This is a genomic window from Sporolactobacillus inulinus (assembly GCF_006539285.1).
Lineage (GTDB): Bacteria > Bacillota > Bacilli > Bacillales > Sporolactobacillaceae > Sporolactobacillus > Sporolactobacillus inulinus.
This window is the reverse complement of record NZ_BJMS01000011.1, coordinates 27,208-51,133: the sequence shown is the minus strand read 5'-3', so window position 1 is coordinate 51,133 and position 23,926 is coordinate 27,208. Positions and strand designations below refer to the sequence as shown.

Genomic DNA, 23,926 nt, shown 5'->3' with positions numbered 1-23,926 from the left:
GGAAGACTCAGCGATGGGTCCTTTTAATTTTCTAAGTGTTGCACTTAAAGTGTAAATTCAAGTCCTTAAAAAGTTTAAGGATAAATGTCCATAAATAGATAATGATGGTAGATTATGTTATTATTTATCTGTTTAAATATCATCAATATATTTTATAAGGGGAAATCTCTTTTGAAATTTGAAAATTTGAGTCATTCAAAAGAAGAACTATTGGGTTTATTCAGGTCAGAGTGCGAGGAGATTTTTAGAAATGCAGGTAGTGATAACTCTACAATAAAGAAAATAAATTCTAAAGTTAAACAGATTACTAAAAATTTAGTTCAGCCAGTTGTTAATAACACTGAACATACTAATTTGGAACGACTTGACAAGATTTTAATGATTCACTACTGTTCATATATTGTAATGATTGAGTTCAGAAATCGTATCAGACCCTATGAATATATGGATTTTACACGAAGAATTGGCGAATTATGGGAACCGTTTTGTAAACTCTGTTGGAAATATACTTCTGAGTCAGGAATTGCTGAAGTTATTCCACCGAGTTTTGAAGAGGCAAAATTACAATTATTATCCAAATTGAATGCATTTATTGAAACGACATCTTTGACAGCCGAGGAAAAAAAGGAATTAAATAGATACTTAGATTTAATGTGGGAACTAGTAGCTTCAGGTGAGATTCAATTAAAATGTGATTTGCACTTTGAAAAAGATGGTATCAAATACAATATTGATTATAAAAGCGGATTTAATTCAAACGAAAAAGGAAATACAAATAGATTGTTAATGGTAGGTAGTATTTTTAAAAAACTCAATCCAAATTATGTGAACATAATATTAGTTAGGGCTGAAGAAAATGAAAATAATCACTATCTTCAAACCCTAAAGAATTCTAATCTATGGGATGTTTATTGTGGCCATGAAACTTACGATAAAATTGAAGAATTAGCTGGTTATCCACTTAAAGATTGGATTGAACACAACATTGATTGGAAAAACGATTTAGATAATTACACTCTTGATTATTTGGCGGAAAATAATTTAACTCAATATCTCCGCTGGTGATTCAGCAGATTCATATAAGTTTTTAAAAATCTGATTGATTTCAGTTTGAATTTCTGTATTTATAGTATTAGTTTGTTTTATATTGTTAATCATCTGCTTAACTAAGTCAAGAACATGATTAAAGTCTTTTTCAGAATCAGGAAGTACAATAGGAATTTTTTTTAAGTAATTTGCAGAATTATTTGCCGTATGGTTAATTGTTTGAATTATTGTATTTACTTCATCCGAGTTCAACAAGGCAAGGAGATAGTATAAATACTTTTCTTCTTTTGGGAATATTCCAACTACAGATTGGTCAAAGACTTGATTGTTTATCAAATTTGCCTTGACTTTACTGGATTTAACCATTGGTACAGCAATACCTTTTTTAAAATAATACTTTGAATTTTGAAAACGTGCCTTTTTGTCTGTTTTATAATGATGAACTGCTTCTTCCCCCCAGTCAATATACCATTCGTTTTTTCTGGAGTACATGTCTGCATTTCCTTTGGTTACAGGAATAAAATGTTTTTCGCTTTTGATACCATTAAGCAGGTTGTTGTATTGAAGAAAGTCGTATTCGATTAGATTTTTATCTACAATATTGCATTTTGTTGGATTTCTAACCTCTGAATTTAATGCCTTAAAATAGGCCTTGTTATTTCCAGTGTAAATGCCTGTTACACAGTATGCTAAATCTTCTAATGTTAATTGAGGATTGTTAATAAGATTTCTAGTTTTGTTATCGGCACGAATTAAAAATGCCATATCAATGGATTCGTAGACCTCTTTTTGAGATATGTTAATTATTTTGTATTTTTCAAGCCTTTCATTATTGGTTATGTCTTCAATATCGGTGACCTTTTTTAATCCGCTAATTATCCTTATAACATTTGAGAGGTTTGATTCTTCGGTAACCTTTTCAACTGTTATGATTGTAAGATTAGAGTATCCAAAATTAACACCGGGAAAAAACTTTGAGGGTATCATTAGAATTTCATGAATTTTTGTATTTAGTAATAGATATTCTCTTAGATTGTTATGCATATGAAGGTTCATAAAAGTATCAGGAATGATAAAGGTCAACTTACCGTTTTCTTTTAGTAAGGAAATGCACCGTAACAAAAATAATGTATATGTTTCTTTTACGTAGAAGCCTGGGTAGAGATTCTTTAGATTTGCACGTTTTTCGTAATCTTGCCACGCACCATATGGAGGATTCCCAATAATCCTATCATAAAAGCCGCCCATAAATACCTTCATATCAAGGTCAGTATCAAGTAAGGTGTCCGATTCGATAACGTTAACATTTTCGAAACTGCGATACTTATCACTCATAACATTCACTGCTTTGGGATTTAGGTCATAAGCAGTAATATTAGTATTAGGATGCTTCCTAAGCAAAGCGTCGATAAAAACACCATCACCAGCGGATGGTTCGAGTACTAAATGGTTTTCAGTAAAGTCCAGCTTTTTAACCATATATTTAGTTATGTACTCAGATTTAGTGTAATAAGAACTATATAAATTTTTATTAGGCACTTAAATTCTCCCTTTCTTTACTTATGAATAGCTTATGTTCATCATAAGTTAAACATAAGCCTGTGTCAATGATAGTCTTTGGTTTGTTCACCCATTTATTTGAAGACAGTTGAGTAAGTAAATATCATTTTAATTGGAGTTTAATTATAACTATTTCTCTTCTCTCTAATCAGGGTACTTTTTGAAATTCCTGTCATATTCTCCACTTCTTTATAAGAACGGTTGTCTAACAACCCTAAAGCGTGTTCTATTTGTTTCTTAGAATACTTTTTTGGCCGCCCTTCTCTAAAGTCGCCCCGCTGTTTAGCAATGGCCTTACCTTCTTGTGTGCGTTCTACAATCATATCTCGTTCAAATTCTGCAAAGGAACTCATGATATTAAAGATAAGCCGTCCTGTCGAGGTATTCTCTATGATGCCCATGTTTAGCACATGAACTTTGACCCCTTTTTCAAATAGGGTTTTTATGGTCTTTATAGCATCCCCTGTAGAACGTGCAAAGCGGTCTAGTTTGGTTATTACTAAGGTGTCACCGTCTTTAAGCATAGAAAGCAGTTTTTTAAATTCGGGGCGGTCTGTCTTTGTGCCTGTGAACTTCTCAGAATAAATCTTTTCACATCCTTCTTTCTCTAATGTCTGTAATTGTGCCTTTAAATCTTGTTGAACTGTGCTTACCCTTGCATATCCATATTTCATTATGTATAGCCCCTTTTTGTATATTATTTATGACACTAAGTAATGACACCACCCGATACCCTGATATTACAAGACTTTTAAATCGGTGTCAATACTTTTAAGTTATGATTCTCGATAGTGTACACAATTGACAGCCAGCAATAGACAAAGGCGGGGCAGGGGTTCAGCCACTACCATAATTCACTGTCAAAAAGTGACGGGGTAAACAAGGCACACAGCCCACACTGCTACACAAGCATAGCACGGGTAAAGAGAAAGGAAGAGATTCCACAGGACAGCCACAGAGGGCGGCAGAGGGACAGGCAACGGGCATGGGCAAGGGAACGGAAGAGACAGCCGCAGGACAGCACAGAGGCCGTACAGGACAGGCCACAGAGAGACTACAGCAAAGAGGCAATAAAGCAATGACTGAATAAGAGATAAAGCAATGAAAGAGAGGACAGCGGCGGCAGAGAAGGACAGAGATAGCGGCGGGAAGGTGCCGGATTGAATGAGGCTGAAGGGTATATAGGGGGGACGGGGGGTGTCTATGGGGGCGGTCTGATGGTTGCAAAATATACACCGCAGTTTCTAAACTGTTTGGTAACGCTATCATTGCATATATCCTCTAGACTTATGCCCTCAGTTGCAATGAAATGTCTATCAGCGTAGTTCTAACCCGATTCAATGCAACACAGCGGCAATATAGGGGGGCAGGAACTGCGTCAACCAAGGGTGGTTAAGGATTTCGCCATTTTAATTTGTTTGAAGTCTAAGAAAAAATTTTTGCAAAATCTTGGAAACCTGCTTTGGCACAAAAACAGAGATTTGTTAATCACAAGTAAAGGCACTGCCAACTGTGATGAAATAAGAACTAATAACAATCACTTTAATAATAAAAAGATACTGTGACAGTAATCAATAATTCTAGTAAGGAAATTAAGTATAATTTTGATAAATCTTTTTTGTACAAAAAAATAAGGCTAAGGCTTTTCACCTTAACCCTTAATAAGCCCTAGCCGCTTACACTCTTTTATTTTGTCTGCCCTTGTCACGTCTGCCAGCTGTTCACATTTCTCATCTAGGTATAACTTTTTCCGTTCACCGATAATGTACCAGTGTACTGTATTAGGAATGGTTTTCTGCCAATACACAGAACCGTCTGCAAACATAACCTTGCAATTCTTAGCATTTTCTAAGGTGTGATAAAAGATTGCCACATTGTTATTTATATTGTAATTCATACTGTATCCCGCCTTTTAGAGAGTATAAAAATAGCCCGCCAGCAATAATGCCAGCGGGTAGAGTATAGGGGAAAATCACAACATTGAGTTATCTGTCATATCTAAGCCCAAGCCTTGCCCGTGTGGCTTGTTGTTTAGCAACCTTCAATAAGTGTTCTTCTCTAATTTTTTCCTTGAGTTCTTCTGCTTCACGTAATTTCTTATTACGTTCTGCTAATGCCTTTCCCACAGCTTCAGTGTCCATATAAGAACTTGGTTTTTGTTCATAGAGAGAAAAGCCGCCACCTGACATTGGTACTATATTTTCATCTCGCCGTAGTTGGTCAACCGCTGTTCCTAATGCCATTCTTACTGTTAACGGGTAGCTTTTAATCTGTTCTAATGCCTGTGCGTCCCCGTTTGCCAATGCCCTAATAAGTTCAGGATTAAATTCCGTCATGGTTTAATTACCTCGCTTTTATGTTTTTCAATTCTTGTCAATACAATCAGTTTAAGTAACAGTATCAGGCCTACAGTGGTCATGTCCTGTAATTCCGACTTTCTTTAACATCTATCAGTTTTCTAATACTTTGGATTTCCACGCCCGTTATACGTAGCCGTTTCATGGCCAGCCTCAACTTTTCTTCATAGTAGGGTGTAAACCGTAGCTGTCTGTTTTCTAGCTTACTAATAGTGGCAGGGTCAATTTCCATAAAACAACTAAACTCATCTAGACTTTTGTTGCGGGTATGCCGAATAGGACGGATAAACCTAGCGTCTACTTCTTGCTTGTAGGGAAGTCTTTCCAATATGTTCATCCTCTCATGGATAAGATTCAAAATTATTGAGGTCAAAGGCTAAATAAAAAGGCACGGCAGGAACGCCGTACCAGTAAGGCCAGTGCTGGAAGTGGTCAAACCAACAAAGGCCGTGATTCAATATTGTGCTTTAATTCCTATATATACATAGGCGTAAAACACCCGCTTTTTACAGGCAGCACCGCCTTATAAAAATGAAACAAGTTACATTAAAAAAAAAACAAATATGTAATGTCCTTTTTCTGTCCTTATCTGCAAGTGCCTGTGTGTAGGTTCTTAGACAAACTATCAACCTCATAAATTGCAATTAGGGCGGTGACATCATGATTAGACATAATGAACATGAAGAACATGAAGAACATGCAGAACCAAAGGAAACGGTTGATGATAAAACTGTTATTGTTGAAGGGGTTGGAAAAGCAACTTCTGTTGGAGAATTGGATATGGAAAAGTTTATTGAGATTGCTATGGGGTTACCGTCTTTTTGGCGGTGACTCCATTTTTTTTGCACTTTTTTTAGAATATAATAAGGAAGGGAATAGTATATTTATGTGTAGCAATTTAGAAACCGTTAGTTTGTAGACCATTGTGGCAATCATTTCCAAATGGGCAAATTCTTCTGTACCGATATCGTTTAATAAACCGATAACACGGCTTGGTATCGTGTACCGTTGATTCAGATAGCGTAGTGCAGCGGCCAATTCGCCGTCTGCTCCACCGTATTGCTCGATAAGAAATTTGGCAACGCTAGGGTTGCAGATGCCGACACGAACCGGATACTGCAATTTCTTCTCATAATACCACACAAATTCCGCCTCCTTAGGACATTTTCACACTTGCCATGGCCAGGGCGTGTCTTTCCATTTCCATGGATAAGCGGAGAGACTGTGTCCAAAATTCTGAAGCGGACCGTAACGCGCCTCAAAGCTTTCGCGAATTTCAGCGCTTTTCTTGACCGCCGAATTGAATTGTTTCAGTGCTTCCAAATCATTGGGGTGTGTGTCTAAATACAAATTAAGTTCCACGAGTGTGAAATCGATGGCTTGAAGTGCTTTAAGATCAGGATAATAGCTCTCCGGTACTGGTGTTGAATCAGCCACATCCTCAGCCCCTTTCCTTAGTTTCGTATGGATTGGTATACGGTGTATAGAGTCCTGGCCATAACGTGCCGTGCGCGAGCGCGTCAAAGGGAGAAAATTGTTCCATCCCTTTTGGTTGAAAGCCAAGATAGAGCTGCACCGGGGTTTCATAAGAGACGGGGGTTAAAGGAGGACAGGGATCAAGCGGGCTGATGTATGGTGCAAACCATTTTCGTGAGGATGCCACGTTATTACCTCCCTTCTAAACCTTGAATTTGTTTCGACATCTTTGTATATGCGTGAACGGCTCGTACATAGACCGGATTCCGTTTACTTTTTCATTCGCCCTGACACAGATCTGCTTTCTGATACGAATAAATGAAATACCGATTTGATCGATGAATCATAATCGTGCGAATGGAGTGAGCAATTCATGGTTCCTTTTTTAGCGGCTTTACTGATTGGATCTACCGTACTTTTATTCGCTTGGATGTTTCTTGAAGGGCACTTAAATCGAGTTGTAACACTCGATCTGGAATTTGCCGATTTGCCGGATCCTTTTATTGGCAAGCATGTGTTTTTTATCTCCGACATTCATCGACGCCATATCGCTGAGTCTTGGCTGAATTCATTAAAGGAATCAATGGACTATGTGGTAATCGGAGGCGACTTGACAGAAAAAGGAGTTCCGCTTAAACGAGTTGAAGCCAACCTTCGTCTGTTGACCGCTTGCGCACCGGTATTTTTTGTTTGGGGGAACCATGATCGTGAAGCGAAGGCACAACAAATAAAGGCGCTGCTGGATCAATACGCCGTCACCATAATAGAAAATACAGCATACGTCATTGATGAGCAGGGCTATTCGCTCAACTTTTGCGGGATTGACGACCTGCTTACCGGTCAACCTGATCTTGAACGGACGCTCAACAGCTGTCGAGCCAATGCACCAATCGTGTTGTTCAGTCATAATCCGGATATTAAGTATGAATTGAACAAGAAAATGAAGATTGATTATGTTATTTCAGGGCATACACACAGCGGGCAAATAAATCTTTTCGGGTTTACGTTAAAGGAGAAAGCAGGTGTAAAAAAACTGCCATTTGGGACACTAATCATTAGCAGCGGTTACGGGACGACTAAAATTCCGCTAAGACTTGGAGCGAAGCCCGATGTGTTACTGCTCACGCTGCAGCGCAAACGACTTTGAAGAGAAGAAATGCTTGTACATTTTCAGCTTGACGTTGTATACTACACTCAAGTCCATCGTGCAAACTTTCGGAGCGCAGCAGTTTGCGTCGTGTTCGGCCTGTATTTTAGACAGGAGACACCGAAATATGCTGAGATCATATACATACAGTAAAGGTCTACAGTGATGCGCATTTGAGATCAGGCTGGACGGCAAGGGGGACATTTGCGATGCGATTGGAACGTTTAAATGCAAACAGGATTAAGGTTTTCCTGACTTTTGACGATCTTAAAGAACGAGGCATTACAAAAGAAGATATGTGGCACGACTTGCCAAGCGTTGAGAAACTCTTTCGGGATATGATGCTTGAAGCAGGTGATGAGCTGGGCTTTGAAGCATCGGGATCGATCGATGTTGAAATATTTTCCCTACCGGCACAGGGAATGGTTGTGATTGTGTCTAAAGGGATGAAGAGCAGTAATGATCAATCAGATGATGATTTCAGTGATGATGACGACTTTATCCAAATGCAGGTCACGATGGATGAAAGCCAAGATGTTCTTTATCAGTTTGAGCAGTTGGATGATGTCATTGCGCTAGCGAAGACACTATATGAGTCAGGTATTCGTACAGGAAGCCTATTTCTATTTGAGCATAAATATTATCTGCATTTCGATGAACACCATTTAGGTGATTCGTTTGACGTTGATACGTTGGTTGCAATTCTTGCGGAGTACGGCAATACATCGACCATTACAATATTTCGACTTGAAGAGTACGGGAAATGCCTGATGAAGGATCGGGCGGTTGCCGATCTATACCGCTATTTTGTTAAGACTCCGCATGCGAAGTAATGCGGAGTTTTTCATGACTTTATTGCGTGCAAGCAATGGGCAAGAAACGAATAGTTCATTCGCTCCATCTGTTTGTGTAAGGTATAATGATTATAGTAAACTTTATGCGCAAGCAGGATGCTTCATGAGTGAATTTCACATGAATTAGCTTTATGCAGCCATTCATTGCTGCCGGCGCAGAAAGGAAGATTTTGGTGTCGGTATTTCAACAAGACTTCACAAAAAAACAGGCTTGTTTTCTTGCTTCAGTACACGAAATGATTCAAGAAGCCCTCGCCGAACTAGGCTATTCTGAAGAAGTTTTTGAGCTGCTCAAAGAGCCTCAAAGAACCCTTACCGTCAGAATTCCAGTTAAAATGGATAATGGACAAGTTCGTGTGTTCACCGGTTACCGCGTGCAGCACAGCTTTTCAGTCGGTCCTACAAAAGGCGGTGTTTTGTTTCATACGGAAGTTTCGGAACCTTTATTGCATGGACTTTCTTTAATGAATAGTTTGAAAAACGGTTTACTTAATCTACCATTTGGCGGAGCAAAAGGCGGCGTACTCTGTGAGCCAAGAGAGCTCTCAGCCCGAGAGCTTGAATTGGTGAGCCGCGGCTACATACAAGCAATTCGTTCTGTAATTGGTCCATATCTTGACATTCCTGCACCCGACATATTTACAAATTCTCAAGTGATGGCTTGGATGATGGATGAGTATAGTAAAATGTGTCCTGACCAGTCGGCCGGATTCATAACCGGCAAGCCGATTGTGCTTGGTGGTTTGAAAAGTCGGGAACATGCTTCCGGACGTGGTATCGTCTTATTTATTTCAGAAGCGGCACGTAAAAAGGGAATAAACCTCAGTCACGCTACAGCGATTATTCAAGGATTTGGAGAACTCGGAGGTTATGTCGCTCAATCACTCGCCGATTCAGGAGTCACGATTACCGGCTTATCGGACGCTTATGGTGCGGTATATGATTCTGATGGGCTTGATCTAACTCATTTGATTGCCTGCAGAGACAGTTTTGGAACAATCACGAAGCTGCATGAACACTCTCTGACGAGCCAGCAGCTTCTGGAAAAGCCCTGTGATATTATGGTTTTGGCAGCGGTAGCCAATCAAATTACAGGCAGGGCGTCACAAACGATTAACAGTTCGCTCGTCGTTGAAGCGGCCGAGGATGCGGTTTCTGATGATGCTGCGGAATGGATGACCCAAAATGATATTTTGTTTCTTCCGGAAATTTTAACCAGTTCGGGAGATATGACTGCTTCATACATTGAATGGGCACAGAACAGACAGGGACTTATTTGGAGTAAACAAGAAGGCGAAATGCGAGTTCGACAGATCTTGGCCGATGCTTTTGAACGCATTCATCATATTGCTAAGGAGCGCAGCATATCCATGCGTTCGGCTGCATATCTGGCCGGAGTATATAAAATTGCTGAATCTGCACGAACACGCGGCTGGTTATAGTCTATCTATGCCACACGTTTTTCGTACCATGCTTCATTCATAAGGGGTAAAAATAACCGTCGATAAACTGTATAAATGAAATGAAGAGGTTGTCTCAAAATCCTATAACGGTGAGACGATCTCTTTTTTTGTTTCATGACACGAACTATTTGATGAAGCCGGATGTGTCGCATGCAGGTGATTCGAGGCGCCAGTTTCTCTTTTTATGAAATACATAATTTGGCTCATAGTTGGAACCATAAATGTGATTTCTGAGTTGTTGGAGATCAGAAGAATATTCAAGGAGTGTTCGATACACTCGGGGAGGATCAAATCATTGAAAAAACGACTGATTCGAGTTTTTTATGCTGCGATGCTCGCATCTGTAATGCTGTTTATTCAAACAAATGAAGCAGCAGCATTTTCAGATCGTGTCATTATGCGGGGAGATACGGGTGATGATGTGATTGAACTGCAGGCACGTCTTCAATATATCAGTTTTTATAAGGGAAAGATTGATGGGGCTTTTGGATACGGAACCTATTGGGCGCTTCGAAATTTTCAGTCTCAATTTGGTCTAAAGATCGATGGAATGGGAGGCGCTCAGACAAAACAGAAACTGGTGAAAGCTTCCCAATACGATCGGAATTTTGTGAAAAGCAATCTCAATGCAGGCAATCCGTTTACCTACTATGGAGGTATTCCGCTCAGTCAGCAAGTTCAAAAGAAAGCCAAATCACCGAGCGGATCCGCAACTACAGGCAAACAAAACCAAGGAAAATATACGATTGATAATTTGCCACAAGGCTATTCAAAATCAGACATTAACTTGATGGCTAACGCTGTCTATGGGGAGGCAAGGGGAGAACCCTATATAGGTCAAGTGGCTGTCGGATCGGTCATCGTCAATCGTGTCGCAGATCCCCGTTTTCCAAATAATATCTCTGACGTAATTTTTCAGCCAGGTGCATTCACTGCCGTTGCCGATGGCCAAATATGGCTGACACCGAATGAATCGGCAAAGAAAGCAGTCATGGATGCAATTAACGGCTGGGATCCTTCAAACGGTGCGATCTATTACTTTAATCCGGATACGGCAACCTCGGCTTGGATTTGGTCAAGACCGCAAATTGGAAAAATCGGAAAACACATTTTTTGTAAATAGGAGGTAATTTTATTGAGACGCCGGTATTGGATTGTCATATTGTCAGCAGCATGCGTTATGCTCATTATCGGTTTAGCTGTTTGGGGCTTTCAGGAACGGCAAATGAAAAAGAACGTGATGATCCATGCAGAAAATCATTATCAACAAGCCTTTCATGAACTGAACTACTATGTAGATTCATTGGAAGAATCATTAGGAACAACGCTCGCGATGCAGACGCGCGATACGATGCGTCCGCAACTTGTTGAAACATGGCGCTTAAGTGCGCTTGCTCATGCGGCAGCGAATGAACTTCCGCTCACTTTGATGCCCTTTAACCGCACCAATGAATTTTTGTCGCATGTCGGTGAATTCACCTATAACACCGGTGTAAAATCGACCAATGATCGAAAGTTAAGCGACAAAGAATATAAGAATCTTCAACAACTCTATTCTGAGTCACGAACGATTCGTGACGGATTAAGGGATGTCCAGGCAAAAGTGATGAAAGATCATTTGCGTTGGATGGACGTTGAATATGTGCTTCAAGATAAAAACCAGAATCAGGATAATCAAGTCATTGACGGGATGAAACGGATCGATAACCAAGCTACTGAATATACAGACAGCTTCAGTCCTGAAAATCCTAAAAATGTGGTCTTACAGAAGAAGAACTTAAATCCGATAAAAGGAACAGAGGTCTCCGGTAGCCAGGCGGTTTCCCACTTAAAGAAATGGACCGGGCTTTCGAATGCTCAAGTTGTTAGAGTGGCTAAAGCGGGAAAAGGTTCGAATGTGCCGGCCTATGAGATCAACATGAAAGCAAAAAAACGTTCGCTCAGTGCATCGGTGACCAAAAAAGGCGGGCATGTGATCTGGTATCTTTTTGAGCGTCCGGTAAGAAAGGAAACGCTTTCGCTTTATGAAGCATCTCAGCGATCAGGGAACTATTTGAAACAGCACGCGTTTAAAAATATGGAGCTGACAAAAAGAAACAAATATAATCACGTTGCCGTACTCACCTATGTTCTGCGGAAAGACAACATTCGTGTGTACCCGGCCTCAATTCGCATCAAAGTGGCACTCGATAATGGTGAAATCCTTGCATTTGATCAAACGGATTATCTGTTTAATAAATGCGATAATGTACCGCTGAAACCGGGAATGTCTGAAGCGGAAGTGCAAAAACAATTGAACAAGAATTTGAAAGTGCAGGAAACTGATCTTGCAGTTTTCCAGAACGCAACGCTTAAGAATGTGCTGTGTTACGAGTTCTTTGCAACACGTGGCAATGACACATATCATGTATTGCTGAATGCGGCTAATGGCAATCAAGAAAAGGTCGAATTGCTTAAAGAATAATTGACCTGCATGAGGCGCCTAAGCGTATTGCTCAATGACTTGGCTGAACGAAGCCATCTAATGTATAATAGGTGCTAGATGTGAACCATTGGCATTACCTGGCAAACCAGGTATCTCGTGTTTGACTAAGCGTTGGGGGAAACAACGATGCAAATGAAGGTCGGCAGCACACTCATACTAGAACACCGAAATAATCAGAACGAAATCAATCGCTATCGATGCAAACTTGCAGAAATTCGGGATCATATGCTTCTTATCGATTATCCTATAGATGAGAAGACGGGTCGGACATCCTTGCTGTTAAACGGAACGAATTTCATGGCTGTTTATTTAATTGACGATCACGTGTTTCGTTTTCCAACGACTCTGCTGCACCGATCAGCGGGTAAAGTACCACTGCTGGCAATGAGCTTTAGCGGAGAGGATCAAATGCAAAGCATCCAGCGGAGAAATTATGTTCGCGTTGCTTGCAACGTAGATATAGCGATTCACTCGACGGAAGGTATGTTTCGCCCTTTTACATCATTGACAAGTGATCTTGGCGGTGGCGGCGCGCTGGTTCTGCTGCCGGATAAATGCGAAGGGGTTCATGAAGACATGATGATTCGCTCGTGGCTCTCTTTGCCAAGGGCGTCCGGAAGCTATTATTACCTTGTAATTCGTTCACAAGTGACACGTATTTTCACAGATAAAAGGACGAATGGACAAAGGGCGAGCATACAATTTCTCCCTGATTCTGAAAAAGAAAGGCAGCCGATCATTCGCTACTGTTTTGAAAAGCAGCTGGAGGCAAGGAAGAAACAGATTGATCTGGAAATGCGCAGATCGTAATATGGGGACAGGAATAGTCAAGAGACAAGACGGATGGGAGTAAGCGAGGGAACATGGAGAATTTATTTCAAGTGGCAATCGATGGACCTGCAGCGGCAGGAAAAAGCACCGTTGCAAAGATTGCTGCCAAAAAATTGGGGTTTGTTTATATCGATACAGGTGCGATGTATCGATCACTGACTTTTAAAGCGCTAAGCGAAAACGTGAATTTAAACGATAGTCATCAGTTAAAGCAATTGCTTGACCGAACGGAGATTCAACTCGTTCATGACGAGTTGGGGCAAAAAGTCTATGTCGATGGCGAAGATGTTACCGAACGCATTCGCTATCCTGATGTTACAAAACAGGTTTCACTTGTATCATCTTATGAAGAAGTACGGACGGAAATGGTTGCACGTCAGAGAAAACTTGCGGAATCCTGCAGCGTTGTCATGGATGGACGAGATATCGGTACACATGTGCTTCCAAATGCCCAGGTTAAGATTTTCTTAATTGCTTCTGTTGATGAGCGGGCCGTTCGCAGGTATCGTGAAGAGGAACTTAAAGGCAGACACCCATCGATGGAATCGTTGAGGGCGGCGATTGCACTGCGAGACAAAAAGGATATGGAACGAGAAGTTTCTCCGCTGGTTAAAGCAGAAGATGCGATCGCACTCGATACAACGTCACTGAGTATTGAAGAAGTTGTGTCACAGATTCTGCATTATGTGAAGGAGAAACAATTATCTTGAACCTTTATTCAATTGGGAAGCCATTAGTTGCGCTGTACTTACGTTTCGGATTTAAAATCCAGGTGATCGGACGGGAAAATGTTCCGGATCAAGGCGGTGCACTGATTTGTTGCAATCATCTTTCTAATTTTGATCCACCTTTAGTCGGCACAGTACTTTCACGGCCACTAAGCTTTGTTGCTAAAGAGGAACTGTTCAAAATACCTTTATTCGGAGCGGTGCTTCGCCGCTTGAATGCCTTCCCGATTCGAAGAGGGACAGGCGACCGCGGTGCGATCCGTTTAGCGATGAAGCTGCTTCGCGAAGGACATGCATTGTTGATCTTTCCTGAAGGACATCGCAATTTGAAACACACTAAGATGCAACATGCCTACTCAGGCGCAGGTTTTTTTGCCTTGAAAACGAATGCGGTTGTCGTTCCCTGCGCGATTATCGGGCGTTATAAATTTCGCGGGAAAATGAAAATTGTGTTTGGCAACCCGTTAAACATGGAAGAATTAAAAGATCGGAAACTGAAGTCTTCCGAAGTAACCGCAATTATTATGAAGCATATCGAACAATTGATTGCTACTCATACAAGTTCTACTGCTTGACAAAACCGGTTAATTGTAAGAAGTTAGAACTAGGATATTTTCTCGTTTGGTTAATTAAAGGAGGTCCCGGAGAATGGTTGAAGAAGTGAATCATGATATGGCACAATTCGATGCCTTGAATGTTGGAACAGTTGTAAACGGCAAAGTAACAAAAGTGGAAGAAAAACATGCACTAGTTGATGTTGGATATAAAGTGGACGGCATTCTTCCGATCAGCGAGCTTTCCAGTCTCCATGTTGAAAAAGTTGCTGATTTGCTCAAAGAAGGCGATGAAATCAGCGTCAAAGTGACAAAGCTTGAAGACGATGAACTCGTCTTATCGAAGCGTGAAGTAGATGCAGATTTAGCATGGGACGACCTTGAAGACAAATTCAATAACAAAACAACATTCTCAGTTGAAATTGCGGATGTTGTAAAAGGCGGTTTAGTTGTCGACTTGGGCGTACGCGGCTTTATTCCTGCGTCACTTGTTGAGCGGCATTTTGTTGAAGATTTCAGCGACTACAAGGGCAAACCGCTTGATGTGAAAATTGTTGAACTTGATCGTGAAAAGCGAAAGGTCATCCTTTCACATCGTGCCGTTCTTGACGAGGTAGCTGATAAAAAGAAAACAGAAACACTCGAATCAATTCAGGAAGGTTCTGTTCTTGAGGGAACCGTGCAACGTTTGACTGATTTTGGCGTATTCGTTGATATTGGCGGCGTTGACGGTCTTGTTCATATCTCTCAGCTCGCTCATTATCACGTCGAAACCCCTTCAGAAGTCGTCGCTGAAGGAGACCATGTGAAGGTTAAAGTGCTTGCTGTCGATCCGGAAAATGAACGAATTTCTCTGTCGATTAAAGCAACACAGCCTGGTCCATGGGAAACTGCAAAATCAAAAATTAACGTTGGTGACGTGCTTGAAGGCACGGTAAAGAGGCTCGTTCCATTTGGCGCATTTGTTGAATTGCTGCCGGGTGTTGAAGGTCTCGTTCACATTTCGGAGATTTCCCACGAACATATCGGGACTCCGGAAGAGGTACTCACCGAAAATCAGAAAATCAAGGTCAAGGTTCTTGATGTGAATTTTGATGAACAACGTGTATCGTTAAGCATTAAAGCGCTCGAAGAACCACAGGAAGAAAAACAAGGAGCGCAACCGGAAGCAAATCCTGAAATCGAAGAAGCATCAACAGGATTCTCTCTTGGCGACATGATTGGCGACCAATTAAAGAAGTTAAAATAAACAGCTCGATGATTGCGGCAAAAAAGCGGAAATTGTTGGGAGCATGTACCTGTTTCCTTCTTTTTTTCGCTTTTTCTGTATCTTAGGGGGTTGCGAGCAGAATTCAAGCGGTTTAAATGACCGATCAAAGGATATAGTATGACCAAGGAGTCTTTATGAAGAACCTCTCCTGCAAAAGGAAAGGTTCCTTTATTGTGATTAAAAGGATAAAAGAGTTTTCCGTTTAATTGTGTTAAAATCAAAAGTTGTTTCTGTGTTCATGAAGTAAGGAAACCTATCACAAAAGAGAACACGAATTAGGCTCAATGTTTCATAAACGTGAACCCAATCAGCCCGATAAGTGGGGGTTCACAGGATGAGTGATTCGCAACTGCTTTCTAGGAGGAAGATTATGTCTAAACCCACGATCGCCATCGTTGGACGTCCAAACGTTGGCAAATCGACTCTTTTTAATCGGATTGTCGGCGGGCGTCTGGCCATCGTCGAGGACAAACCCGGAGTGACTCGGGACCGGTTGTACGGCAATGGGACATGGCTGACGCACGAATTCCATGTGATCGACACCGGCGGGATTGAACTTAGCGATGAGCCCTTGCTGCAACAGATGCGTGCACAGGCGGAAATTGCTGTAGATGAATCCGATGTCATTTTATTTATTGTTGATGGAAAAACGGGACTAACCGATGCGGACGAAGCGGTTGCACAGCTACTGAGGCGCTCAAGTAAGCCTGTTGTTCTTGGCGTAAATAAACTGGATCATTACAAACAAAGAAATCAGATGTATGAGTTTTATTCATTGGGGCTTGGCGACCCTTACGCTATTTCTTGCGCTCACGGTCAAGGAATCGGCGATTTGCTTGATGCAGCAGTTTCTAAATTTCCTGCCGCGGAACATGAGTCAGATGATGACGGTGCGATTCGATTCGCACTGATTGGTCGCCCAAATGTTGGAAAGTCCTCTCTTGTAAACACCATTTTGGGCAAACAGCGGGTCATCGTCAGCGATCTTGCAGGGACAACCCGTGATGCGATTGACACACCGTTCACTAGAGACGGTCAAGGCTACGTGATCATTGATACAGCGGGAATTCGCCGCCGCGGACGAGTCTACGAAAAAACAGAGAAGTACAGTGTCCTTCGTGCACAGCGCTCCATTGAAGAAGCTGATGTTGTGTTTGTGTTAATTAATGGTGAGGAAGGAATTATTGAACAGGACAAGAAAATTGCCGGATATGCGCATGATGCCGGCCGAGCACTGATCATTGTTGTAAATAAATGGGATGCGGTTAAAAAAGATGGAAAAACGATGCATCAGTTTGAAAAGAAGATTCGTGAACAATTTCAATTTATTGATTATGCACCGATCGTTTTTCTTTCCGCGCTTACCGGAAGCCGAGTGGATCAAATTTTGCCGGTCATTCAACAGGTTGCAGAAAACCACAGCTTGCGTATTCAGACAAGCTTACTTAATGATTGCATTATGGATACCGTTGCGATGACACCGCCGCCTTCCGACAAGGGAAGACGACTCAAAATCTATTATGTAACGGAGGTTGCCGTTCGGCCGCCTACCTTTGTGCTGTTTGTCAACGATCCGGAACTGTTGCATTTCTCTTATTTACGACATATTGAAAACCGGTTTCGTGACACGTTCGGTTTTGTCGGCACACCAATCAAACTTTTGTCCCGCAAGAAAAATGAGAAGTAAGAGGGGATCATTAAATCATGTGGATTGCGTTATCAACAATTGTTTCATACCTGATTGGATCAATAAGCTTTAGTTATCTGATCACGAAAAAAATAAAAAAGATCGACATTCGAAAAACCGGAAGCGGGAATGCAGGAGCTACGAACACTTTGCGCGTTCTTGGCACTGGTCCTGCTATCGGTGTTTTGCTTCTGGATGTTTTGAAAGGTGTGGTCAGCATTTTGATTGCTCAAGCGCTTGGACTTCCAGAATGGGCGGTTGCACTTTCGGGATTGGCATCGATAATCGGCCATGATTTTCCAATCTATTATGGTTTTAAAGGTGGAAAAGGCGTTGCGACAACCCTTGGTGTATTCTTTATGATTATGCCGCTTTACGCACTGATTGCCGGAGTAATCACGCTCTTAATTATCTTTGCGACACGCTTTGTATCGCTTGGTTCCTTATTTTTTCTCTTGGCAGTCCCGGTCTTAGGCTGGATCTTTCATCATTATTCAGCAGGTGCTCTGGTTGTGACTTTTCTCATCACCATTCTTGCATTCTATCAGCATCGCGCAAATATTAATCGATTGATCCATGGTAAAGAAAATAAACTCGGACAAAAGAAAGTACAGGCATAACGATTTCTTGTTCAATCGAACTGCTGAAGCGAGGAGGAACGATGATGAATAAGAAAATAGCTGTAATTGGTGCAGGCAGCTGGGGTACAGCGCTGTCGATGGTTCTTAGCGATAATGGATATAATGTCTCACTATGGAGCCACAGGAAGCAGCAGGCGGAAGAAATTCAAAAACAGCATACAAACGAGAAGTATCTCCCGGGTGTTGTTCTATCCAACTCGATCAAGGGTACCGACCGTTTAGATGAAGCACTAAAAGACGCATCGGCATTGTTGCTTGTTGTTCCCGCAAAAGCGATGCGCGACGTTCTTAAACAAATTCGTGAGAAACTGAACCACCCGCTCTTATTTATTCATGGCGTTAAAGGAATTGAACCGGGCTCGTTCAAACGGATGTCCGAAGTGATCATGGAAGAGATTCCGGAATCCTTGCGCTCAGGTATTGTTGTACTTTCCGGACCCAGCCATGCCGAAGAGGTCTCACTTAGGCACCCGACAACCGTTGCCGTTGCTTCACCAAATGCCCAAGCAGCAAAAACAGCACAGGATTTATTTTTTAACCATTATTTCCGAGTGTACACGAACGAAGATATGATTGGTGTTGAGATTGGCGGCGCATTAAAAAATATTATTGCACTGGGCGCGGGTATGCTTGATGGTCTCGGCTATGGAGATAATGCCAAAGCAGCCTTAATTACGCGTGGTTTGGCGGAAATTTCCCGGTTAGGAACCAAACTGGGTGCCTATCCATTAACGTTTATTGGTTTAACCGGAATGGGTGATTTGATCGTCACGTGTACGAGTGTGCACAGTCGTAACTGGCGTGCAGGAAATATGCTCGGGAAAGGTCAAAAACTTGACGAGGTTCTCAGATCAATGGGGATGGTCGTTGAAGGTGTCCGGACCGCAGAAGCAGCACATGCATTGGCAGAAAGGCTGAATATCGAGATGCCGATCACAACAGCAATTTATCAAGTTCTTTTTGAGGGAAAACATCCAAAGAATGCGGTTGATGAACTAATGGATCGCGACAAAAAGGATGAAATTGCACCACTGACACACAGTTTAAACGAACGAATGGAACAAAAACATTAATGGCCAAGGAACACCTCCACTATTCCCCGCATACATTATAAAGAATGCAGGGTAAAGGAGGACGCTCATTGGATTCCAATAATCCTTTTTTTGATAACGTCGAGAAGAAAACGAACGTGAAGAAAGATGAAATTTTTAAGATCGCTGATTCTGTTTCTAACGCCGATTTCAGTGATCCACAGGTTGTTAAAGCTTTAATTGCCCGAATTGGTCAGACAGCAGGGGTGCCCGTTTCTAAGGAAAAGGAAGACGCAATCGTTAAGGCGATTACTTCAGGAAACATACCGGGAAATTTTTCGTCACTGTCTAAAATTTTCAGCCCAAAGCAAAAGTAATGGGCTGACGTCAGCGGCAAACAATGCGGGATTTGCATAAAATACAGGGGCGTCAACCATTTTGCAAGAGTTTAAGGGCGTGGAAGGACTTAGTCATGCGGAGAGAAGACTTTATGGTCTTCTCTCTAATTTTTTTTGCGCAAAGTAGTCATAAAAAAGAATAGAAACAATAGCTTAATAGGGATAGGCAGCACATAGTCCAGCTGCCGGTCCAACTTTGATCACACCTTCGGAAGATCCAAATATTATTGGAATATTTAATGGACAAAGTCATATGTTTAGAACGATCACCGAGGTAATTTATTGCAGAAGGAGGAGCGGGAGGGTGCCAACTTTGGAAAAACTTGAACGAGTGGATATTTTCAAAGACATTGCTGAACGAACCGGCGGAGACATTTACTTAGGCGTTGTCGGAGCTGTCCGTACCGGAAAATCAACATTTATTAAGAAGTTCATGGAACTGGTGGTTCTGCCAAATATTGAAGATGAGGCAGATCGTGTTCGCGCTAAGGACGAATTGCCGCAAAGTGCAGCAGGCAAACAGATTATGACAACCGAGCCTAAATTTATTCCTAATCACGCAGTTAAGGTTACGGTGGAAGAAGGTCTGGATGTCAATATTCGTGTCGTTGACTGTGTCGGTTATGCGGTAAAAGGTGCAAAAGGATTTGAGGACGAAAATGGTCCGCGTATGGTGCACACACCGTGGTATGACGAACCGATTCCTTTTCAGGAAGCGGCAGAAATTGGAACGCGCAAGGTTATTCAAGAACACTCAACGCTTGGCGTCGTCATTACGACTGATGGATCCATTGGTGAAATTGGCCGAGAGGATTATGTTGATGCTGAGGAACGCATTGTAGATGAATTAAAAGAAGTCGGTAAACCGTTTATTTTAATTATCAACTCAACGCATCCCTACCATCCGGAAACCGAGGCTTTGCGAAAAGAATTATCTGAGAAATACGATATCCCATGTCTCGCTCAGAGCGTCGAGAACATGACGGAGCATGATATTAACAACATTCTTCGCGAAGCACTTTTTGAATTTCCAGTGTTGGAAGTGAATGTGAACTTGCCAAGCTGGGTTATGGTGCTCAGCGACGAACACTGGCTGCGTAAGAGCTATGAAGATGCGGTCAAAGACACCGTTAAGGATATCAAGCGACTCCGCGATGTAGATCGGGTCGTCGGCACGTTTGGCGAATACGATTTCATTGAGAATGCGCAGCTGTCCGGAATCGAAATGGGTAAAGGAACGGCAGAAATAGATTTATACGCTCCGGATAATCTCTATGATCAAGTGCTCAAAGAAGTCGTTGGTGTTGAAATCCGTGGTAAAGATCACTTGCTGCAACTGATGCAGGAATTTGCCCATGCGAAACGTGAATATGATCAAGTGGCCGATGCATTGAAGATGGTGAAGCAGACCGGTTATGGAATTGCAGCACCATCAATCAATGACATGAGCCTCGATGAACCGGAGATCATTAAGCAAGGCTCTCGTTTTGGTGTGCGGCTGAAAGCTGTCGCACCGTCCATCCATATGATTAAGGTGGATGTCGAATCCGAATTCTCCCCAATCATTGGAACAGAAAAACAGAGTGAAGAGCTCGTGCGCTACTTGATGCAAGACTTTGAAGAAGATCCGCTATCCATTTGGAATTCCGATATTTTCGGTCGTTCCTTAAACTCGATTGTTCGAGAAGGCATTTCTGCAAAATTGGCGTTGATGCCGGAAAATGCCCGGTATAAACTAAAAGAAACCTTGGAACGAATTATCAACGAAGGCTCCGGGGGACTGATTGCGATCATCCTCTAACACGCGAACGAAATCACTTGAGATCCCACCAGGGGTCTTTTTTCGTTGTAAAAAAACAACTTGGATACATCGTCATCCAAATAGACCCTGTGTGATTCAACTTTTTTCGCCTTTTTCATAGGGAGAACGATTAAAAAGCCGGTAATAGGGCAATATTTTTATAAAAGCTGTTGAATTCTTCCATTACTTCGTATATGATAAGCGTTGTTGATGTTTCATCCAGCGCAAAAGGGGAGTTAATCCCTTTTAAGGAGGTGAAAGTGTTGAATAAGACTGAATTAATTACTGCGGTTGCGGAATCTGCAGAATTGTCTAAAAAAGATGCTACAAAAGCGGTTGATTCTGTCCTGTCAACGATTGCCGATGCATTGAAAGACGGTAACAAAGTTCAATTAATCGGATTTGGCAACTTTGAAGTTCGCGAACGCTCTGCACGTAAGGGGCGCAATCCTCAAACGGGCGAAGAAATCGAAATCAGCGCTAGCAAGGTGCCGGCATTTAAACCGGGTAAAGCATTAAAAGAAGCCGTCCAATGATCTGAAAGGTTACATAGGACGTAATTGGAAGGAGCCATCCATTTTGGATGGCTCCTTTTGCGAGTAAAAGAAAGGTTATGCTCCTGCAGGCAAATGAATGCAAATACGCAGGGAGGCGGCCATAGGTGGGTCCCTGCTGATGCGAGCGTCTGTGAAGGTATCGTTCTTAAAATAAGTACAGAGCGACAGCAAAGGCCTTAGCGGGATGCAGTCGGAAGACGCTCACAAGAAGCAGACACGTTTCATTTTTTTTATTGAAAGGATTCTTAATGATCGATCAACTTTTCTTTATTTTTGTATTGGGCTATGCTAGAATTTTCTATTAGAGCAAGTAATCGTACATAGTTTTGCATTATTGAGCTTGAATCAATAGAGCCCACCATTTACGATTTCGTTTTGCGGAACATGGAATTTGGGAGGATATGTTTAGTGAACGTGGATCATGAAAAAATAGAGAAAGCTGTTCGGATGATACTTGAGGCGATAGGGGAGCAGCCGGACAGGGAAGGGCTTATTGAGACACCGAAACGCGTGGCCCGCATGTACGAAGAGATCTTTCAAGGCATACGGCAGGATCCGAGAGAATATTTGTCGAAAACGTTTCATGAAGCGCATGAAGAATTGGTATTAGTAAAAGATATCCCCTTCTATTCAATGTGTGAACATCATCTTGTTCCCTTTTTCGGCAAGGCACATGTCGGGTATATTCCAAGAGGCGGACGGGTAACCGGTCTCAGTAAACTGGCACGTGCGGTTGAAGCTGTTGCCAAAAGACCGCAGCTTCAGGAGCGATTAACTTCAGAAGTTGCAAATAGTATCGTTGAAACTCTGCGCCCTTATGGGGTGATTGTGGTAATCGAAGCCGAGCACATGTGTATGACAATGCGTGGTGTAAAAAAACCAGGGGCAAAAACAATTACTTCTGCGGTGCGTGGAATTTTTCAAAGGGATTTGAATGCGCGTGCGGAAGCGATGTCGCTTATCAATCATTAAGCAACGAAGAAAGTGAGGGATCGATGGATGGAACTGAGAAATGAAGAAGTATTAGGTGATTACTTCGTGATCAAGGCAGAAGAAGACGGTGTGAATGTTATTGGTCTGACCCGCGGAGCGGAAACGCGTTTTTTTCACACGGAGAAGCTGGATAAAGGTGAAGTCATGATCGCACAATTCACCGAGCATACTTCAGCGATTAAGGTACATGGGCAGGCAATCATTCAGACAAAACATGGGGTAATCCAGGCTGAATCGAAAGAATGATACGTTCTGCCATTTGAAAATGTTTGGCATGGGAGGCAAAGTTTTGTCGCTATTTAAAGAATTAGACTTGGTCTGTCATCAGCTTTGTCTCGAATTAAAGCATGAGTATGTACAAACGGTTCTGCCGAAACCGGACATTGATCGAGATAAGATGACGATTTACTATATGCTTTTTCGAATGAATGAGCCGCAACAAGCCGCTGGTTCCTACACGAAAAGCGTGATGGTTGCCGAAATCGGATTGAACACTCATGAAACAATGACTTGCGAGAAGCGAACGGACAAAGAACTGCTCAAGCAAAGGCAGCTAACGGTGCTGTCCGGTGATTTCTATAGTGCGCTGTACTACTATACACTTGCACGGCAATCAAATATTGAGCTTGTTAAATGGGTCGCTCAAGCAATACAGAATTTTAATGAATATAAATGTGCCTTATTTTTCCCTCACGTCCATTTTGGCTGGCAGGAGTTAATCAATGAAATAAAGAAAATTGAGAGCGCTCTAGTAGGGAAGATCGCGCACCAGCTGGGCTTTACACATGTCGTTCCGTACATTAGTGATTTTTTCTTACTTAAACGGCTCATTGCGGAACGAGATCTTAGTAATGAGGAAAAACATACGGGATACTTTTCAAAACTGCGTCTTGATGATGATGACCAGTTGGTCGAAAAATTAGATTGGGAAATAAAAAGCCAAACCGCACAACTGTCACAAGCGTTGCAACAGTCTGAGAATCAGTCCGAGCTCTTTCTCAAATTAAGGGATTATATAAACCTGCAATTGCCGCAAATGGCATAAG

The 23,926-nt window shown here is 41.9% G+C and carries 26 protein-coding genes and 1 pseudogene; 20 read left to right on the top strand and 7 right to left on the bottom strand.

The window, feature by feature from the left end; genetic code table 11:
- Positions 1 to 171 precede the first annotated feature (171 nt).
- Complete coding sequence (locus tag SIN01_RS02590) at positions 172 to 1,065, top strand: hypothetical protein (RefSeq protein WP_010027198.1); 894 nt, start codon at positions 172 to 174, stop codon at positions 1,063 to 1,065.
- Here the strand turns inward: SIN01_RS02590 and SIN01_RS02585 are convergent.
- The 4 genes from SIN01_RS02585 to SIN01_RS02570 form a co-directional block, all read right to left on the bottom strand.
- Entirely contained in the window at positions 1,042 to 2,586 is a 1,545-nt protein-coding gene (locus SIN01_RS02585; protein ID WP_010027196.1) for an HsdM family class I SAM-dependent methyltransferase, read from the bottom strand. The genes SIN01_RS02590 and SIN01_RS02585 overlap by 24 nt on opposite strands.
- 140 nt (positions 2,587 to 2,726) lie before the next feature.
- Positions 2,727 to 3,281: a recombinase family protein gene (locus tag SIN01_RS02580; protein WP_010027195.1), complete on the bottom strand. Its 555-nt coding sequence runs from the start codon at positions 3,279 to 3,281 to the stop codon at positions 2,727 to 2,729.
- Positions 3,282 to 4,258: 977 nt separating this feature from the next.
- The gene (locus SIN01_RS02575; RefSeq protein ID WP_010024463.1) at positions 4,259 to 4,504 is read right to left on the bottom strand and encodes a hypothetical protein; all 246 of its coding nucleotides are present in this window, start codon (positions 4,502 to 4,504) and stop codon (positions 4,259 to 4,261) included.
- 88 nt (positions 4,505 to 4,592) lie between these two features.
- The gene (locus SIN01_RS02570; RefSeq protein ID WP_010024465.1) at positions 4,593 to 4,943 is read right to left on the bottom strand and encodes a hypothetical protein; all 351 of its coding nucleotides are present in this window, start codon (positions 4,941 to 4,943) and stop codon (positions 4,593 to 4,595) included.
- Between the two features lie 681 nt (positions 4,944 to 5,624).
- On the opposite strand from SIN01_RS02570, the gene SIN01_RS14930 reads away from it, so the two are divergent.
- A complete protein-coding gene (locus SIN01_RS14930; protein ID WP_156994769.1) occupies positions 5,625 to 5,795 on the top strand; it encodes a hypothetical protein in 171 nt (56 codons plus the stop codon).
- 75 nt (positions 5,796 to 5,870) lie between these two features.
- Here the strand turns inward: SIN01_RS14930 and SIN01_RS02560 are convergent.
- The 3 genes and pseudogenes from SIN01_RS02560 to SIN01_RS02550 all read right to left on the bottom strand — a co-directional run.
- Positions 5,871 to 6,107: pseudogene (locus SIN01_RS02560) on the bottom strand (manganese catalase family protein); the annotation flags it as partial.
- 24 nt (positions 6,108 to 6,131) lie between these two features.
- Positions 6,132 to 6,401: a spore coat protein CotJB gene (locus SIN01_RS02555; RefSeq protein WP_010024470.1), complete on the bottom strand. Its 270-nt coding sequence runs from the start codon at positions 6,399 to 6,401 to the stop codon at positions 6,132 to 6,134.
- 4 nt (positions 6,402 to 6,405) lie between these two features.
- Positions 6,406 to 6,627, bottom strand: coding sequence for a spore coat associated protein CotJA (locus SIN01_RS02550; RefSeq protein WP_029548138.1), 222 nt, complete (start codon positions 6,625 to 6,627; stop codon positions 6,406 to 6,408).
- 186 nt (positions 6,628 to 6,813) lie between these two features.
- Between SIN01_RS02550 and SIN01_RS02545 the strand changes: the two genes are divergently transcribed.
- From SIN01_RS02545 to SIN01_RS02460, 18 genes are all read left to right on the top strand, one after another.
- Positions 6,814 to 7,587: a metallophosphoesterase gene (locus tag SIN01_RS02545; protein WP_010024471.1), complete on the top strand. Its 774-nt coding sequence runs from the start codon at positions 6,814 to 6,816 to the stop codon at positions 7,585 to 7,587.
- 209 nt (positions 7,588 to 7,796) lie between these two features.
- A complete protein-coding gene (locus tag SIN01_RS02540) occupies positions 7,797 to 8,420 on the top strand; it encodes a genetic competence negative regulator (RefSeq protein WP_010024472.1) in 624 nt (207 codons plus the stop codon).
- Positions 8,421 to 8,572: 152 nt separating this feature from the next.
- The gene (locus tag SIN01_RS02535) at positions 8,573 to 9,883 is read left to right on the top strand and encodes a Glu/Leu/Phe/Val family dehydrogenase (RefSeq protein ID WP_010024473.1); all 1,311 of its coding nucleotides are present in this window, start codon (positions 8,573 to 8,575) and stop codon (positions 9,881 to 9,883) included.
- Positions 9,884 to 10,235: 352 nt separating this feature from the next.
- Positions 10,236 to 11,027: a spore cortex-lytic enzyme gene (gene sleB / locus SIN01_RS02530; RefSeq protein WP_047035436.1), complete on the top strand. Its 792-nt coding sequence runs from the start codon at positions 10,236 to 10,238 to the stop codon at positions 11,025 to 11,027.
- A gap of 12 nt (positions 11,028 to 11,039) precedes the next feature.
- Positions 11,040 to 12,368, top strand: coding sequence for a germination protein YpeB (gene ypeB, locus SIN01_RS02525; RefSeq protein ID WP_010024476.1), 1,329 nt, complete (start codon positions 11,040 to 11,042; stop codon positions 12,366 to 12,368).
- A 147-nt stretch (positions 12,369 to 12,515) separates the two neighbouring features.
- A complete protein-coding gene (locus tag SIN01_RS02520) occupies positions 12,516 to 13,199 on the top strand; it encodes a flagellar brake protein (RefSeq protein ID WP_010024477.1) in 684 nt (227 codons plus the stop codon).
- Between the two features lie 53 nt (positions 13,200 to 13,252).
- Positions 13,253 to 13,930 (top strand): (d)CMP kinase, encoded by a 678-nt coding sequence (gene cmk / locus SIN01_RS02515; RefSeq protein WP_010024479.1) that lies wholly within the window; start codon positions 13,253 to 13,255, stop codon positions 13,928 to 13,930.
- Positions 13,927 to 14,523: a lysophospholipid acyltransferase family protein gene (locus SIN01_RS02510; protein WP_010024481.1), complete on the top strand. Its 597-nt coding sequence runs from the start codon at positions 13,927 to 13,929 to the stop codon at positions 14,521 to 14,523. The genes cmk and SIN01_RS02510 overlap by 4 nt, the downstream gene beginning before the upstream one ends.
- Positions 14,524 to 14,596: 73 nt before the next feature.
- Positions 14,597 to 15,751, top strand: a complete 1,155-nt coding sequence (gene rpsA, locus SIN01_RS02505) for a 30S ribosomal protein S1 (protein ID WP_010024482.1) — start codon at positions 14,597 to 14,599, stop codon at positions 15,749 to 15,751.
- A gap of 391 nt (positions 15,752 to 16,142) precedes the next feature.
- Positions 16,143 to 17,459, top strand: a complete 1,317-nt coding sequence (gene der / locus SIN01_RS02500; protein WP_047035430.1) for a ribosome biogenesis GTPase Der — start codon at positions 16,143 to 16,145, stop codon at positions 17,457 to 17,459.
- 17 nt (positions 17,460 to 17,476) lie between these two features.
- Positions 17,477 to 18,079 (top strand): glycerol-3-phosphate 1-O-acyltransferase PlsY, encoded by a 603-nt coding sequence (gene plsY, locus SIN01_RS02495; RefSeq protein WP_010026888.1) that lies wholly within the window; start codon positions 17,477 to 17,479, stop codon positions 18,077 to 18,079.
- A gap of 41 nt (positions 18,080 to 18,120) precedes the next feature.
- Positions 18,121 to 19,173, top strand: coding sequence for an NAD(P)H-dependent glycerol-3-phosphate dehydrogenase (locus SIN01_RS02490; protein ID WP_084688987.1), 1,053 nt, complete (start codon positions 18,121 to 18,123; stop codon positions 19,171 to 19,173).
- 68 nt (positions 19,174 to 19,241) lie between these two features.
- Complete coding sequence (locus SIN01_RS02485; RefSeq protein ID WP_010026886.1) at positions 19,242 to 19,508, top strand: stage VI sporulation protein F; 267 nt, start codon at positions 19,242 to 19,244, stop codon at positions 19,506 to 19,508.
- A gap of 334 nt (positions 19,509 to 19,842) precedes the next feature.
- A complete protein-coding gene (spoIVA, locus tag SIN01_RS02480; RefSeq protein WP_039744542.1) occupies positions 19,843 to 21,330 on the top strand; it encodes a stage IV sporulation protein A in 1,488 nt (495 codons plus the stop codon).
- A 263-nt stretch (positions 21,331 to 21,593) separates the two neighbouring features.
- Positions 21,594 to 21,866 (top strand): non-specific DNA-binding protein Hbs, encoded by a 273-nt coding sequence (gene hbs / locus SIN01_RS02475; RefSeq protein ID WP_010023597.1) that lies wholly within the window; start codon positions 21,594 to 21,596, stop codon positions 21,864 to 21,866.
- Positions 21,867 to 22,295: 429 nt separating this feature from the next.
- Entirely contained in the window at positions 22,296 to 22,859 is a 564-nt protein-coding gene (gene folE, locus SIN01_RS02470) for a GTP cyclohydrolase I FolE (protein WP_029548084.1), read from the top strand.
- A 27-nt stretch (positions 22,860 to 22,886) separates the two neighbouring features.
- A complete protein-coding gene (mtrB, locus tag SIN01_RS02465) occupies positions 22,887 to 23,126 on the top strand; it encodes a trp RNA-binding attenuation protein MtrB (protein ID WP_010023594.1) in 240 nt (79 codons plus the stop codon).
- A gap of 43 nt (positions 23,127 to 23,169) precedes the next feature.
- The gene (locus SIN01_RS02460) at positions 23,170 to 23,925 is read left to right on the top strand and encodes a heptaprenyl diphosphate synthase component 1 (protein WP_010023592.1); all 756 of its coding nucleotides are present in this window, start codon (positions 23,170 to 23,172) and stop codon (positions 23,923 to 23,925) included.
- The last annotated feature ends 1 nt before the right edge of the window (position 23,926 follow it).